The organism is Kaistia defluvii, from assembly GCF_040548815.1.
In the GTDB taxonomy this organism is placed as follows: domain Bacteria; phylum Pseudomonadota; class Alphaproteobacteria; order Rhizobiales; family Kaistiaceae; genus Kaistia; species Kaistia defluvii_A.
The window spans coordinates 1,423,949-1,439,422 of record NZ_JBEPSM010000001.1; the positions used below are offsets into that span (position 1 = coordinate 1,423,949).

The 15,474-nt window shown below is 66.5% G+C and carries 15 protein-coding genes; 4 read left to right on the forward strand and 11 right to left on the reverse strand.

Annotated features, from left to right (window positions below; translation table 11 throughout):
• Positions 1-19 precede the first annotated feature (19 nt).
• Genes ABIE08_RS06665 through ABIE08_RS06680 form a run of 4 tightly spaced genes read left to right on the forward strand, consistent with a single transcriptional unit; the run spans position 20 to position 5,728 of the window.
• A complete protein-coding gene (locus tag ABIE08_RS06665) occupies positions 20-1,738 on the forward strand; it encodes a glycerol-3-phosphate dehydrogenase/oxidase (protein WP_354549678.1) in 1,719 nt (572 codons plus the stop codon).
• Positions 1,729-2,571 carry a class I fructose-bisphosphate aldolase gene (locus tag ABIE08_RS06670; RefSeq protein ID WP_436409507.1) on the forward strand — a complete coding sequence of 281 codons (843 nt, stop codon included), beginning with the start codon at positions 1,729-1,731 and terminating at the stop codon, positions 2,569-2,571. Before ABIE08_RS06665 ends, ABIE08_RS06670 begins: the two co-directional genes overlap by 10 nt.
• A gap of 26 nt (positions 2,572-2,597) precedes the next feature.
• Positions 2,598-4,112: an FGGY-family carbohydrate kinase gene (locus ABIE08_RS06675; RefSeq protein ID WP_354549682.1), complete on the forward strand. Its 1,515-nt coding sequence runs from the start codon at positions 2,598-2,600 to the stop codon at positions 4,110-4,112.
• Entirely contained in the window at positions 4,109-5,728 is a 1,620-nt protein-coding gene (locus tag ABIE08_RS06680; RefSeq protein ID WP_354549684.1) for a GMC family oxidoreductase, read from the forward strand. The genes ABIE08_RS06675 and ABIE08_RS06680 overlap by 4 nt, the downstream gene beginning before the upstream one ends.
• A 45-nt stretch (positions 5,729-5,773) precedes the next feature.
• Here the strand turns inward: ABIE08_RS06680 and pcaF are convergent, their stop codons facing one another.
• From pcaF to ABIE08_RS06735, 11 genes are all read right to left on the reverse strand, one after another.
• Positions 5,774-6,976, reverse strand: a complete 1,203-nt coding sequence (gene pcaF / locus ABIE08_RS06685) for a 3-oxoadipyl-CoA thiolase (protein ID WP_354549686.1) — start codon at positions 6,974-6,976, stop codon at positions 5,774-5,776.
• A 1-nt stretch (position 6,977) separates the two neighbouring features.
• Complete coding sequence (locus ABIE08_RS06690; protein ID WP_354549688.1) at positions 6,978-7,649, reverse strand: 3-oxoacid CoA-transferase subunit B; 672 nt, start codon at positions 7,647-7,649, stop codon at positions 6,978-6,980.
• Position 7,650: 1 nt separating this feature from the next.
• On the reverse strand, positions 7,651-8,382 hold the full coding sequence (locus tag ABIE08_RS06695; RefSeq protein WP_354549690.1) for a 3-oxoacid CoA-transferase subunit A: 732 nt from the start codon (positions 8,380-8,382) through the stop codon (positions 7,651-7,653).
• 65 nt (positions 8,383-8,447) lie between these two features.
• Complete coding sequence (locus tag ABIE08_RS06700; protein ID WP_354549692.1) at positions 8,448-8,996, reverse strand: flavin reductase family protein; 549 nt, start codon at positions 8,994-8,996, stop codon at positions 8,448-8,450.
• A 63-nt stretch (positions 8,997-9,059) separates the two neighbouring features.
• Complete coding sequence (locus tag ABIE08_RS06705) at positions 9,060-10,280, reverse strand: acyl-CoA dehydrogenase (RefSeq protein ID WP_354549694.1); 1,221 nt, start codon at positions 10,278-10,280, stop codon at positions 9,060-9,062.
• A gap of 27 nt (positions 10,281-10,307) precedes the next feature.
• Positions 10,308-11,096: an alpha/beta fold hydrolase gene (locus ABIE08_RS06710; RefSeq protein ID WP_354549696.1), complete on the reverse strand. Its 789-nt coding sequence runs from the start codon at positions 11,094-11,096 to the stop codon at positions 10,308-10,310.
• Between the two features lie 13 nt (positions 11,097-11,109).
• Entirely contained in the window at positions 11,110-12,126 is a 1,017-nt protein-coding gene (locus ABIE08_RS06715; protein ID WP_354549698.1) for a zinc-dependent alcohol dehydrogenase, read from the reverse strand.
• Between the two features lie 9 nt (positions 12,127-12,135).
• Entirely contained in the window at positions 12,136-13,164 is a 1,029-nt protein-coding gene (locus ABIE08_RS06720; protein WP_354549700.1) for a branched-chain amino acid ABC transporter permease, read from the reverse strand.
• On the reverse strand, positions 13,161-14,024 hold the full coding sequence (locus ABIE08_RS06725; RefSeq protein WP_354549702.1) for a branched-chain amino acid ABC transporter permease: 864 nt from the start codon (positions 14,022-14,024) through the stop codon (positions 13,161-13,163). Before ABIE08_RS06725 ends, ABIE08_RS06720 begins: the two co-directional genes overlap by 4 nt.
• Positions 14,011-14,739, reverse strand: coding sequence for an ABC transporter ATP-binding protein (locus tag ABIE08_RS06730; RefSeq protein WP_354549704.1), 729 nt, complete (start codon positions 14,737-14,739; stop codon positions 14,011-14,013). The genes ABIE08_RS06725 and ABIE08_RS06730 overlap by 14 nt, the downstream gene beginning before the upstream one ends.
• Positions 14,736-15,464: an ABC transporter ATP-binding protein gene (locus ABIE08_RS06735; protein ID WP_354551603.1), complete on the reverse strand. Its 729-nt coding sequence runs from the start codon at positions 15,462-15,464 to the stop codon at positions 14,736-14,738. Before ABIE08_RS06735 ends, ABIE08_RS06730 begins: the two co-directional genes overlap by 4 nt.
• Between the last annotated feature and the right edge of the window lie 10 nt (positions 15,465-15,474).

A 15,474-nucleotide genomic window follows, 5' to 3' on the forward strand; every position in this document is an offset into this window, starting at 1 on the left:
GCGAGAAAGCAGAAACCCGATGAACCGCACCGAAACCCTTGCCGCCCTGCGCGGTCGGCCGGATGTTGCCGTGCTCGTCATCGGCGGCGGCATTAACGGCATCAGCGTCTTCCGCGAACTCGCGCTGCAGGGCGTCGATGTCATGCTGGCGGAAAAGGGCGACTATTGCAGCGGCGCCAGCGCTGCCCTCTCGCGCATGGTGCATGGCGGCCTGCGCTATCTGGAAAATGGCGAGTTCAAGCTGGTGCGCGAGTCGCTGGTTGAGCGCGACCGGCTGCTGAAGAACGCGCCGCACTACGTGGCGCCGCTGCCGACGACCGTGCCGATCTTCGACATCTTCTCCGGCATCGCGAATGGCGCGGTCCGCTTCCTCGGCCTGACGCGCCGGCCCAGTCGCCGGGGTGCCTTCGTCATCAAGGCCGGGCTGACGCTCTATGACCGCTTCACCGCGTCGCGACGGCTGATGCCGGCGCACCGGTTTCGCGGCCGCACGGAAACGCTGAAGACTTGGCCGGCGATTAACCCGGCGATCCGCAGCTCCGCCACCTATTACGACGCCTGGGTCAGCCGGCCCGAGCGTCTGGGGCTGGAAATGCTGCTCGACACGCTCACGGCCCACCCCTCCGCCCGCGCGCTCAACTATGCGACGGTGGCTTCCGACGCCTCCGGCCTCGTGCTGACCGACACGCTGACCGGTGAGACGCTGCCGATCCGGCCACAGCTGGTCATCAACGCCACGGGCGGCTGGATCGACCTGACCAACCAGGCGATCGGCGCCCCAGCGCCTCGCATGATGGGCGGCACCAAGGGCTCGCACCTGATCGTCGACAACCCGGCGCTCTACCAGGCGCTTGACGGCCACATGGTCTACTACGAGAACGAGGACGGGCGCATCTGCATCCTGTTCCCCTATCTCGGCAAGGTGCTGATCGGTTCGACCGACATCCGCGTCGACGATCCCGACAGCGTGCGCTGCGAGGACGATGAGCGGCGCTACATCCTGCAGTCGCTTTCCTTCGTCTTCCCCTCTATCGCGATTGCCGACAACGAAATCGTCTTCCAGTTCTCCGGCGTCCGCCCCCTGCCCGCCAGCAAGGACAGCTTCACCGGCCGCATCCCGCGCGATCATTTCTGCGAGTTCGTCGAGGCGACCGACGCAGTGCCGGCGACGCTCTGCATGATCGGCGGCAAGTGGACCACCTTCCGCTCGTTCGGCGCCTTGGCGGCCGACATGGCGCTGGAGCGGCTTGGCCTGACGCGCACGATCGGCACTGAAGACCTCGCCATCGGCGGCGGCCGCGCCTTTCCGGCGAACCCGGCCGCATGGATCGCCGGGCTTGCGCGCGAGCACGGGCTCAGCCCCGATTACGCGCAACACCTCTTCGAGCGCTACGGCACATCTGCCGAAGCGCTCGCTGCCGACATCGCCAAGGATCCCGTCGAGATGCTGCCGGGCTCGGACTATTCGGCGGGCGAGATCGCCGCCATCGTCGAGCGCGAGCAGGTCGAAACCCTCGCCGATCTGTTTCTCCGCCGCACCACCATCGCCATTTCAGGCGGCCTCACGCCCGATCTCATCGACGCCGGGCTCGCCATCCTCGCCGAACAAAAGGGCTGGGATGCGGAACGCTCCGCTGGCGAGCGCTCCGACTTTCTCGGCCTGCTCGCCAGCCAGCACGGCGTCCATTTTCCCGATTGCGCCCATACAAACGACAAAAGGAGCGCTCTATGCGCCTGAACCAGAAAGCCCGCATGAACCGGCTCTTCGGCGGCGGACGTTGTCTCGACGTCGCCATCGATCACGGCGTCTGCAACGAGCCGAGTTTCCTTTCCGGTCTCGAGGACATGGAAGGCGTCGTCGCCCAGCTAGTCGCGGCTGGGCCCGACGCGATCCAGATGAACTACGGCCAGGCCGACCTGCTACAATCCGTCCCCGGCAAGGACAAGCCGGCGCTGGTGATGCGCATCGACATGGGCAATCCCTACAACCGCATCCGCCACCGCGCGATGTGGGCGGTGCTGCAGAACGAAGCCGAGCCGCTGATCGGCGCGATCGAGATGGACGCGGCCTGCGCCGTGGTCAATCTGTTCATGCTGCCGGACGAGCCCGACCTGTTCCGGCAATGCGTCCAGAACATTGCCCGCGTCCGCGCCGATTGCGACAAATACGGCATGCCGCTGATGATCGAGCCGCTGGCCATGCTGCCGGTCGACCAGAATGGCGGCTACATGGTCGATGGCGATGCCGAGAAGATCGTGACGCTGACCCGGCTGGCGCGCGAAATGGGCGCCGACATCGTCAAGGCAGACCCAACCACCAACCCCGAGGACTTCCACCGCGTCGTCGAGGCGGCGCGTTGCCCGGTACTGGTGCGCGGCGGCGGCAAGGAGGATCTGCGCGCCGTGTTCGGCAAGTCGGCGGCCCTGATGGCCCAAGGCGCGCTCGGCATGGTCTACGGCCGCAACATCTACCAGCATGCCAATCCGAGAGCCGTGGTGCGCGGCCTGATGGCGATCATCCACGACGACGCGGACGGCGCGACGGCCTGGGAACTCTATCAGAACGCATAGAGACTTCGGTTTCGGGAGGGGAACCCATGGGCGAGTACATTCTCGGACTTGATGCCGGCAATACCGTCATCAAGGCGATCATCTTCGACAAGACCGGCCGCGAACTGGCGCTCGCGGCGCGCGATGGCCACTCCTCCATGCCGAAGCCCGGCCATGTCGAGCGCGACCTGAACGAGCTGTGGCGCAATGCCGTGGCAGTTGTCCGCCAATGCATCGAGCAGGCCGGCATCGACGCCGGCGAGATCATCGCGGTAGGCTGCGCCGGACATGGCAACGGCCTCTATGCACTCGATCGCGACGGCGCGCCGTTGATCGGCATCCAGTCGCTCGACACCCGCGCCGTCGGCATCGTCACGGACTGGGCGAAGCAGGATGTCGGCGCACGCGCCTATGCGCACTGCCTGCAAATGCCCTGGGCGGCGCAGACCCCCACTCTGCTCGCCTGGCTGAAGCGTCATGCCCCGGATCTTTTCGCCGGGGTCGGTACGGTGTTCCTCTGCAAGGATTTCGTCGTCAACCGCCTGACCGGCGCACGCTCGACCGATACATCCGACATGTCGGGCTGCGGCCTGCTGCGGATGCCGGACCGGCGTTATGAGGCGGAGCTGATGGCCGCCTATGAGCTGGAAGACTGCATGGGGCTGCTGCCGCCCGTGCTGGAATCAGCCGAGATCGCCGGCCGGATCACGGATGACGTTGCCGCCCTCACCGGCCTCCGCGCCGGCACGCCCGTCGTCGCTGGTCTATTCGACGTGGTGGCGAGCGCGGTCGGTTCGGGCGTCACCCGCACCGGCGCCGCCTCCGTCATCGCCGGGACCTGGAGCATCAACCAGGTCATCACCGATGAGCCGATCCGCGACCCGTCCATCTTCATGGTCTCGACCTTCGATCCCGCCCGCTATCTGGCGATCGAGGCAAGCGCCACCTCAGCCGCCAACCTCGAATGGATCGTGCGCGAATTCCTCGAGCACGGGGCGGAGGGCGACGCGTCGCCCTTCGAGCTTTGCAGCGAGTTGGTCGCCTCCATCGATCCGAACGGCGATATGCCGATCTATCACCCGTTCCTCTATGGCTCGCAGCAGAGCGGTAGCGCCCGCGCCGGGTTCTACGGCATTGCCGGATGGCACACCCGCGCTCACCTGCTGCGCGCCCTGTTCGAAGGCGTCGCCTTCGAGCACAAGCGCCATGTCGAAAGATTGCGCGGGGCCGGCGCGCGGATCGACGAGGTTGTCCTCTCCGGCGGCGGCTCGCGCAGCCAGGTCTGGCCGCAGATCTTCGCCGATGTGCTTGGCGTCCCGGTTACCGTGGCGCGCAGCCGGGAGACCGGCGCGCTGGGTGCGGCGATCGCCGCCGCCGTCGGCGTCGGCGCCTTTGCCGGCTTTGGCGAGGGCGCTGCCGCCATGACAGCCGCCGCCCGCAACTATCTGCCCGACAACGCGATTTCGCCGGCTTACGAACGACGCTATAGCGTCTATGGTGAGATCAACCAGGCGATGACCCCGATTTGGCAGCGCATCGCCGCTGGACAGGCGCAGAATTGACCGAACCTGCTTCTTCTTCCTTTGGCGAATATGATTATGTCATCGTCGGCGCTGGTTCGGCGGGCTGCGTGCTGGCCAACCGGCTCTCCGCCGATCCGCGCAGCCGGGTGCTCCTGCTCGAAGCCGGCGGCAGCGACCGCTACCACTGGGTCAACATCCCCATCGGCTACCTGTTCTGCATGGGCAATCCGCGCACAGACTGGATGATGAAGACCGAGCCGGAGCCGGGCCTGAACGGCCGCAGCCTGAACTATCCCCGCGGAAAAGTTCTCGGCGGCTGCTCCTCGATCAACGGCATGATCTACATGCGCGGCCAAGCGGCCGATTATGACCGCTGGCGGCAGGCGGGAAATGCCGGCTGGGGCTGGGACGACGTGCTGCCCTACTTCCTGAAGTCGGAAGCCCATCATGGCGGCGAGAATGCGCTGCACGGCGGAAGCGGCGAATGGCGGGTGGAAAAGCAGCGCCTGTCCTGGCCGATCCTCGACGCGTTCCGCGATGCTGCTGAGGAACTCGGCATCCCGCGCACCGACGATTTCAACACCGGCACCAATGAAGGCTCCGGCTATTTCGAGGTCAACCAGAAGAACGGCGTGCGCTGGAACACTTCGAAAGCATTCCTTCGCGGTATCGAGAGCCGGCAGAACCTGCGCGTCGTCACCGGAGCCGAGACCGAGCAGCTGACTTTTGAAGGCGGTCGCGTCACCGGGCTCATGTTCCGCAAGGACGGGCGGCTACATCAGGTGAAGGCGGGCCAGACGATCCTCTCCGCCGGCGCCATCAACTCGCCGAAGATTTTGGAGCTGTCAGGCGTCGGTCGGCCGGATCTGCTCTCCGACCTCGGCATCCCGGTCCGGCACGCGCTCAACGGCGTCGGCGAGAACCTGCAGGACCATCTGCAGATCCGCACCGTGTTCAAGGTGAGCGGCGCGGCGACGCTCAACCAGCGCTACCACAACCTCGCCACCCGCGCCGCCATGGGGGTCGAATACGCGCTGAGGCGCAGCGGGCCACTGTCGATGGCGCCGAGCCAGCTCGGCATCTTCGCCAAGAGCGACCCGCGTTTGGAGACGCCGGATCTCGAATATCACGTCCAGCCGCTGAGCACGGATCGCCTCGGCGAGCCGCTGCACAAATTCCCGGCCGTGACGGTCTCCGTTTGCAATCTGCGCCCCGAAAGCTGCGGCACCGTGCATATGGCATCTGCCGACCCGCGCGAGGCGGCGAAAATCCGGCCGAACTACCTCTCGACGGAACGGGATCGCCAGGTCGCGGTGGCCTCGATCGAGCATGCTCGGCGCCTGATGAAAACCAGCGCCATCACGCGCTTCGCGCCGCAGGAAATGCTGCCCGGGCCTGAAATCGTCAATCAGAGCGATCTGGTGCGCAAGGTCGGCGACATCGCGACGACGATCTTCCATCCGGTCGGCACCTGCAAGATGGGCCGGGACGAGATGGCTGTGGTCGACGATCGGCTTCGGGTGCATGGCCTCGACGGCCTGCGCGTCGTCGACGCCTCGATCATGCCAAGCATCGTCTCCGGTAACACCAATTCGCCGGTGATCATGATCGCGGAAAAGGCCGCGGAGATGATCCGGCAAGATTCCCTGCGTTAAGGCGACAGCGCGGCCCGACCTCGGCAATCGGGACGCGCTGGCTGCCTAGACCCGCTCGAGGGCGACGGCGATGCCCTGGCCGACGCCGATGCACATGGTCGAGAGCGAACGGCGGCCGCCATTCAGGCTCAATTCCAGCGCGGCCGTGCCGGTGATCCGGGCACCCGACATGCCGAGCGGATGGCCAAGCGCGATGGCGCCGCCATGGATGTTCACGCGCGCATCATCATCGGCGATGCCGAGATCGCGCAAGGTGGCGAGGCCCTGCGAGGCGAACGCCTCGTTCAGTTCGATCACGTCGAAATCGGACGCTTTCAGCCCGAGCCGGGCCATCAGCTTCTTCGATGCCGGCGCCGGGCCGATGCCCATGATCCGGGGCGGCACGCCGGCTGCCGCGCCGCCAAGCACGCGGGCGATCGGGGTCAGGCCGTATTTCTTCGCCGCCGCCGCCGAAGCGAGGATCAACGCAGCAGCGCCGTCATTGACGCCGGAGGCGTTGCCGGCCGTCACCGTACCACCCTTGCGGAACGGCGTCGGCAGCTTGGCCAGCGCTTCCAGGGTCGTGGCGCGCGGGTGCTCGTCCCTGTCGACGATCACCGGATCGCCCTTGCGCTGGGGGATGGTGACGGGCGTGATCTCGCGTGCCAATCGACCATTCGCCTGCGCCTCGGCCGCCTTGGCCTGGCTGGCCAGCGCGAAGCGGTCCTGGTCCTCGCGCGAGACGGAAAAGTCCTCGGCGACGTTCTCGCCCGTCTCCGGCATGGAATCGACGCCGTATTGCGCCTTCATCAGCGGGTTGATGAATCGCCAGCCGATAGTCGTGTCATGGATCTCGGCATGGCGCGAAAAGGGAGTCTCGGCCTTCGGCATGACGAAAGGCGCGCGCGACATGCTTTCGACGCCGCCTGCAATCATCAATTCGGCCTCACCCGCCTTGATGGCGCGGGCCGCCGTGATGACGGCATCCATGCCGGAGCCGCAGAGCCGATTGATCGTCGTGCCCGAAACGCCGACCGGCAGCCCCGCCAGCAGCGACGACATGCGCGCGACGTTGCGATTGTCCTCGCCGGCCTGGTTGGCGCAACCGAAGATCACGTCGTCGACGGCCTCCCAATCCACGCCTTCGTTTCGCGCCATCAGCGCCCGGAGCGGAATGGCGCCGAGATCATCGGCGCGGACCGATGACAACGCGCCGCCGAAACGGCCGATCGACGTGCGGATATAATCGCAGATGAAGACGTCGGTCATTTCAAAGCTCCGGAACGATCAGATCGGCGACAGGGCCGGTTACGTGCAATTCGGCGCCGGTCACGGCCTGCAATTCGTCGAGGGACAAGGTCGGCAACTTCTCGCGCAGGACGAAACGCCCTCCTTCGATGTCGATCACCGCCAGCGAGGTGTAGACGCGGGTGACGCAGCCGACGCCGGTCAGGGGCAGCGAGCAGCGCTGGAGCAGCTTCGGCTTGCCGTCCTTGGTAACGTGGTCGGTGATCACGGCCACGCGCTTGGCGCCATGCACGAGATCCATCGCCCCGCCCACCGCCGGCACGCCCTTCGGCCCCGTCGACCAGTTGGCGAGATCGCCGTTTTCCGCGACTTCATAGGCGCCGAGGATCGCCACATCGAGATGGCCGCCGCGCACCATGGCGAAGCTGTCGGCATGGTGAAAGAACGCCGAGCCCGGCTTGAGCGTGACGGCCCGCTTACCGGCATTGATCAGGTCCCAGTCTTCCTCGCCGCTGGGCGGCGCCTCGCCGAAGTTGAGGATGCCGTTCTCTGTGTGGAAGATCGCCTCGCGACCTGGCGGCTGGTACTGCGCCACCTTTTCCGGAAACCCGATGCCGAGATTGACATAGGCGCCGTCGTGAATGTCCTGCGCGGCGCGCCAGGCAATCTGGTTGTTGGTGAGCTTCGCGGCCATGTCAGGCAACTCCCGGATAGACGGCATTGGCGCGGTTCAGGTCTTCTTCCTGCTGCGCATCCGCGACCTCGACCACCTTCTGCACGAAGATGCCGGGCGTGATGACGACCTCGGGGTCGATGCCACCCGCCGGCACGACGCGTCTTGCTTGCACGACGGTTTCGGCGGCGGCCATGCACATCAGCGGATTGAAGTTCCGCGCGGCGGCGCGATAGGTGAGATTGCCCTGGGTGTCGGCAGTCTCGGCCTTCACCAAGGCAACGTCGGCCTTCAGCCAGCGCTCCTGCACATAGGGCCGCCCGTCGAACTCCGCGACCGGCTTGCCCTTGGCCAGATCGGTGCCATAGGAGGTGGGCGTGTAGAAGGCGGGAATGCCGGCGCCGCCGGCACGGATGCGCTCGGCCAGCGTGCCCTGCGGCACCAGTTCCAGTTCAATCTTGCCGGCCAGATAGAGGTCGGTGAACACGACAGGATCGGCCGAACGCGGGAAGGAGCAGATGAGCTTCTTCACCATTCCCGCCTCGATCAGGGCGGCGAGGCCGACATGGCCGTTGCCGGCATTGTTGTTGATGATCGTCAGGTCCGTCGGGTGCCCCGTCGCAAGGAAGCGATCGATCAGCGCGTGGATCAGCTCGATCGGCGAGCCGGCCCCGCCGAAGCCGCCGATCATCACGGTCATACCATCCTCGATACCCGCCACAGCGGTGGCGAGGTCTGCGACTGTCTTGTCCATCAGAAGTCCTCATGCGCCGGAACGGCAACCGCCGACGCAAACAAAGGGATCATGAGTTCGGCCGCCTACATGAAGCGGGAGGAATCCACGAGGTCGAACATGCTGTCGCCGAGCTCCTTGTGCAGGCGGTGCCAGCGGCGATCGAGATAGACCAGCGAATGGTCCTCCGGTGCGGTGTCTTCCGGGTTCGCCTCGCCTTCCAGCAATTCGGCGGCCACCAGCGTGGCGCCCTCGATCGGCAGCACGCCGAGCCGGCGGGCGCGGAACCAGGTCGAGACGCCGGTATAGCGTGGCTCGCCGGTCGGAAGCCGCTCCCAGGGTCCACCGGCTGGAAACCGCTCCGCTCCGCTTGAGGCGCAGAGCTGCGCCAGGTCGATATCGGTGTAGCGCAGCAGATGGATCACCATCGTCTCCGCACGCAGCAGCGGTTCCGAGGAGCCGGATTTCATCGACAGCGAGAAGGCGACGACCGGCGGCGCGGCGCTGACCGAGATCAGCGACGACACCGTCATCGCGACGGGACGATCGCCGGGATCGGCCGTGATCACGGCGACACCGGCCGGATGTCGGCGAAACGCCTCGCGGAACGCTTGGGTCATCGGGTGCAGGCTCATCGACGGCTCTTTCTCGCGGCATGGGATAGGGAGCCGGGCGGTCGAACCGCCCGGCCCTGAGGACTACTTCTTCTCGATCAGGTCGTAGAACTGCCAGACCCGATCGGTCCAGCTTCCGCCGATGTTGCGGCCGGCCGAGGTGACGACCGACGGCGCGATGGTGAAGTGGTTGGCCGCCACCATCATCTCGCGGAAAGTCCGCTGGATGACGCCGGCCCGCAGCGATGCGCCACCGCCGGCCCGATAAGCGAAATTGCAGACATCGACGCCGACTTCGTGGATTTCCGACTTGGCCAGATGGACCAGGCTGATCTGCCGGGTCGAGACGCTCTCGCCGGCCTCGACCGTCGCCTCGATGTCGCGCCAGACCTCGAAGACGAAGGCGCGGGCCGCGCGATAGCGGGCCTCAGCGCGACCATAGTCGTACCAGAACTTCTCGCTCTCGCCGATCAGCCCTGCCCGGCCCGACTTGGCGCGGGCGAACTTGGCGATCTCGTCCAGCATCCGCCGTCCGGTGCCGAGCGCCCAGCCGGTATGGCCGATCGCCGCGAGGCCGACGACGCCCAGGCTGAAGAACTCCTTCTGGCGCAGCGGCGGCGCGGTCAGGATCGGGAACAGCAGATCGTCGGCGATGAAGACGTCCTCGGCCGCGTAGTCGATGCTGCCCGTGCCGCCCAAGCCCAGCACGTCCCAGTTGCCGAGCTGCTTGTGCTCGGAAATCGGCGCATGGGCGCACATGACGATGACGTTGCCGTTCTCGTCCTTGGCGGGCTTGCCGGTGCCGTCATCGACGAAGCAGGCGCTGTGCGAATAGGTGGCGTGGCTGAATCCGCTGCCATAGCTCCACTTGCCGGTGAGCCGATAGCCGCCCTCGACCTTCTTCAGCATGCCGAGCGGCGCGCCCTGCCCCGAGAATCGGTTGTCGGTGCCAGGCGCGAACAGTCGCTCAACCGCGCTGTCCGGCAGGAAGGCTGCCGACATCGCGCCAATGCAGCAATGCACCATCGAGACCCAGCCGGCGGAACCGGAATGCCAGGTGATCGCCTCCAGCAGTTCGAGGCCCTGCGTCGGCGGCAACTGCGCGCCTCCCAGGCCTTCGGCGGCGAAGATATGCGACATGCGAAGCGGCTTCAGCGCCTCGAAGGTCTCCTGGGTCAGTTCGCCGTTCTTCTCGTCGGCGTCGGCATTGGCCTCCAGGATCGGGCCGATTTCCGCGATCTTCTTCAAGAGGTCGCGGTAGTCGACCGTCGTGCCCCAGGAACTGTGCTTGATGGGCTTGTTCATGAATCTCTCCTCCACTTTGAATTCGGTTTAGCCGGCGAGGAAGTCGCCGATCTGGGTCACGGTCCCGGGCTTCTCCTGCATGACGAAGTGACCGGCGTCCTCCACCAGGATCAGGCGCGCGTCGGGCAGAGCCTCGACGAAAAGCGGAGCCTGGCTTGCCGGCAGCAGGCGATCCTGCTTGCCCCAGACGACCAGCGCTGGATTGTTGATCCGCCCCAGGAAGCGGCGAAGGTTCGGGTGCCCCATGCCAAACGGAGCGAGCAGCCGGCCGAGCGTCTCGCCTTCGCGAGCCCGGTCGGCGCCGAAGGCTTCGGCGAAAACGGCGTCCGAGCCGTCCGGGAAGTAGCGCAGCGCCACCGACACATCGTGCGCCAGATAGCCAGGCAGGTCCTGCGGCGCGAGCGCGCCGAGATTGGTGGCGGGATGCGCGGGATCGTTGAGACCGGCGGGCGCGACCAGCACGACCCTGTCGAAGCGCTCGCGCGCCACGCCGGCCAGCTCCGTCGCCATCCAGCCGCCCATGGAAAAGCCGACGAGATGCGGCTTTTCCTTAAGGTCCATCGCATCGAGCAGGTCGAGATAGTGCACGACCATGTCGGACATGCCGCTCACATGCGGCGCCGGGTCCGAATAGCCGAAACCCGGATGGCTGGCGCACAGCACGCGGAATCGGTCGGCAAGTCCTTCCGCGAAATCGAAGCCTTCCAGCGTCGAGGCGCCGTGCAGGAATAGCACCGGCTTGCCCTTGCCGATGGCCTTCACCACCGTCTTCGTGCCGCCGACATCATATTCGAGCGTTTCAAATTCTACGGCCATGGATACTCCTCCCCTAAACAAGTTCCGGCTGGATCAGCACCTTGCATTGCGTGGTGCGGCGGCGAAGGCTCTCGAAGATCTGCGGAACCGGTGACAGATCGATCCGATCGGTGATCAGCGCCTGGGGCGCGAACGGTCCGCCCCGTAGCGCATCGAGCGCGACGCCGAATTCGTTGCTCTGGTGAAAGAACACCGAGAAAAGCAGGTTCACTTCTTTGCTCAGCGCGACGAACGGATCCCATTCGTCGCCGCCGATGCAGAGGCCGACGCCGACCACCGTGCCCTGCAGGCGAACGGCCGCAACGGCGGCCCCGAGCAGGCCGCGCTTGCCGACGCATTCGAAGACGATGTCCGGCGCGCCGCGGCAGGCATCGGCCAGGTTTTCAGACAGGCGCTCGCCAGAGAGGACGAAGTCCGTCGCGCCCAGCGCCAGTGCCCGCTCGCGTTGATGGTCGTGGATGTCGGCTACGACCACGCGCGACGCTCCCATCCGCCGCGCCCAGAAGGCGACGAGCAGCCCGATCGGGCCGGCTCCCAGAATGGCAACACGATCCCCGGGCTTCATGCCGGAACGCACGGTGCAATGCAGCGCGACCGACAAGGGCTCGGCCAGCGCGCCGTCCTCGAGCGGCACGTCGTCCGGCAGAATGTGGCACTGGCGCGCCGCGACGGTCGCATATTCGGCATAGCCGCCGCCGATCAGCACCATCTCCGCGCAACGGGCGGAATCGCCGCGCCGGCAGGACTCGCAATGGCCGCAACCGCGCATCGGCACGACCGCGACCCGGTCGCCGATGCGGAAGTTGGTGACCGCCGATCCCAGAGCGACGATATCGCCGGCGAATTCATGGCCGAGCACGAAGCCCGCGCTGATGCCGAAGGGAACCGGATCCTCGGTAATGTGCAGATCGCTGCCGCAGATGCCGCAGGCGGCGATGCGCAGGACGACCTCGTCCGGGCCCGGAGTCGGATCGGGCACCGCGCCGATGCGCAGCGGCGCGCCGACCGTATCGAAGATGGCTGCTTTCATGGAATTCCCCTATGGCCGGTTCGGATCGACGAGCTTTCGCCGGATCGGGAACCACGGCGCATCCCATCGTTTCGAGATCAGGCCCCAGATGCCGGTGCGGGCATAAAGCGCGACCAGCAGCGTCATCAGGCCGAGAACGACGAAATAGGTCGCGCCGTACGCGCCGAACCAGCGGTCGGCGATGAAGAAGATCAGCGCGCCGATCAGCACGCCCTCGATCGAGCCGATGCCGCCGACCATGACGATGAAGATAGCAACATTCGCCCACATCGGGTCGAAGGCCGAGCCGGGCGTGATGCGCAACTGCGCCATGAAGTAGATCGCGCCGGCGAGGCCGCAGCCGACCGCCGAGGCGACATAGATCAGGAAACGCAGCTTGGCGACGTTGACGCCCTGGCTGGCGGCGGCGACCGGATTGTCGCGCATGGCGATCAGCGCGAGGCCGTAGCGCGAGCGCAGCAGCCAGTAGCTGCCGCCCACCGTCAGCAACAGCATGCCGGCGCAGAGCAGCGACATCGCGACATTCCGCTCGAAAGCGGAATAGTCCTTCATCACCCGAAGCGACATGCCGGCGCCGGCATTGACGATCGGCAGGTTGGAGCAGACGAGGCGGAACACCTCCGCCACGACCCACGTGCCGATCGAGAAATACGGCCCGTCGAGGCGGTGCAGCAGCAGATAGAGCGGCACGGCGAGCACCGCCGGCACCAGCAGCGACAGGAACACCGCCAGGAACGGATTGATGCCGAAGGTCTGCGCCAACACGAACAGCGCGTAGCCCGCCGCTCCCATGAAAGCCTGCTGGCCGACCGAGACCAGGCCGGCATAGCCGGCAAGCAGGTTCCACATCTGCGCGACGGCAATGTAGCAGCAGAGCACGAGGATCGAGCGGATCGTGCCGGTCGATGCCCACCAGGGCATCACGGCGACGGCGACGATGCCAGCCAGCGCCAGCGTCATGGCGATCCGGCCGGACGGGGTCTGGCGCTGGACCTGCACCTCGGGCACGGCGGTTGCGGCGTAGGAGACTGCGCTCATGTCGTTGCCTTTCCGAACAGGCCCTGCGGGCGCGTCGCCAGCACGAACAGGAAAACCAGATGCCCGGCGAGCACGCCGAAGCCAGGATCGATGCGGAAGCCGATGGCCTGCGCGATGCCCAGCACCATCGAGCCCAGGAAGGCGCCCCAGACGGCGCCCATGCCGCCGATGATCACCGCCTCGAAGGCATAGATCAGCTGGGCGGGGCCATCGGCTGGCGCCACGGTCGAACGGAGCGACTGGAACACGGCGGCAAAGCCCAGAATGCCGACCGCCACCGCCGTCGCCAGGGCATAGACGGCGCGCGGATTGATGCCCGTCATCGAGGCCGCCTCGACATCGGCAGAAGCCGCGCGAAGCGCCCGGCCGAAGCGCGTGTGCTTCAGCACGATGTCGAGCCCCCAGGTCAGTCCGGTTGCGACCGCCAGCACGATCAGCGGCAGCACGCCGACATAGACGCCCGCGATCTCGATCGACTGGCTCTCGATGCCATGGCCGGGCAGCGACCGGCTGTTGGCCGACCAGATCTGCAGCATCAGGTTCTGGAGCGCGATCGAAAGGCCGAAGGTCGCGATCAGCGAGGGCAGCGGATCGCTGCCGACCACGCGATTCAGCACCGCCTTCTGCAACAGCCAGCCCATCAGCACGGCGAGCGGCACCAGGATGATCAGCACCGAGACGGGTGCCAGCCCCCAGGCCGTCGCCATCGAGATGCCGATCAGCGACAGCAGGATGACCAGATCGCCATGGCTGATGTTGACGATCCGCATCACGCCAAACATCAGCGCCATGCCAAGCGCATATTGGGCGTACATGCCGCCCAGCAGGATGCCCTGCACCAATGCGTCAAACCACTCCATGGCCCGCTCCAAAATAGGCTTTGCCGATCTGTTCGCGCGTGACGTCGCCGGATTTGCCGGTCAGGGTCACGCGCCCCTCCAGCATGCAGTAGAGGCGGTCGGAGGCGGACTGGGCCAAGCCCACATCCTGCTCGACCACGATCATCGCCGTGCCGGCGGCGCGGATCTCAGGCAGCGCCGCGTAGATCTCGCGGATCACCTTCGGCGCGAGGCCGAGGCTGATCTCGTCGCAGAGCAGCACGCGCGGCTGGCAGAGCAGCGCGCGACCGATGGCAACCATCTGCTGCTGGCCGCCCGAGAGGCTCTGGACCTGCGACCGCGCCTTCTCGGCGAGGATCGGAAACAGCTTGTGCAGGCGCGACAGCGTCCAGCCGCCCTTGGCGCCGATGCGCGCGGCCTGGTCGATGGCGACGCGCAGATTGTCCTCCACCGACATGCCGGTGAAGAGCCGCCGGCCTTCCGGCACGATGGCGATGCCCTTCTGCACCATGCGGTCGGTCGCCGTACCGCCGACGGGCTCGCCGTCCAGCCGCACCATCTCCTTCGCGACCGGCAAAAGGCCCATGATCGAGCGCAGGAAGGTGGACTTGCCGGCACCATTGGCGCCGATCAGTGCCACGGCCTCGCCGGCATGCAGTTCCGTATCGACGCCATACAGCGCCTGGAAATCCCCATAACGGGCGATCAGCCCATGGGTGGAAAGAACGGCGGTCATGCCTCGATCCCCATATAGACGCGCTGGACCTCGGGCAGCGCGATCACCTCGGCCGGCAGACCTTCCGCGATCTTCTCGCCGAAGTTCAGCACCAGCAGCCGGTCGGCCACCGCCATCAGCGCGTGCAGCACATGCTCGATCCACACGATGGTGATGCCGCGGTCGCGGATGCGGCGGACCAGCGCCACCAGTGCCTTCGATTCATCGTCGGTGAGCCCCCCGGCGATCTCGTCCAGGAGCAGCAGCTTCGGGTCCGAGGCGAGCGCCCGCGCCAGCTCCAGACGCTTGCGATCGAGCAGCGTCAGCGCGCCGGCCGAAACGTTGGCCTTGTCGTAGAGCTCGCATTCGCGCAGCACGTCGGCGCAGAAGGCGTAGCTCTGCTTCTCGGACCGGCCGCCGCCGAAAGCGGCGGCGACCAGCAGGTTCTCGAAGGTAGTCATGCCGGAATAGGGACGCGGGATCTGGTAGGTCCGCCCGATCCCCATCTGGCAGCGCTTGAAGGGCGGCTCGCCGCGCAGAGCCGTTTCGCCGAGCTGGATTTCGCCGCCCGACACCTTCAGATCGCCGCTGATCATGTTGAACAGCGTCGTCTTGCCGGCGCCGTTCGGGCCGAGGATGCCAAGCACCTCGCCCCGACGCACATCGAAACTCACTTCATGCAGGACGCGGGCGGCGCCGAAGGACTTCGACACACCGCGCGCTTTCAGCAGGATTTCCCTGTCCATCATCGTCCCC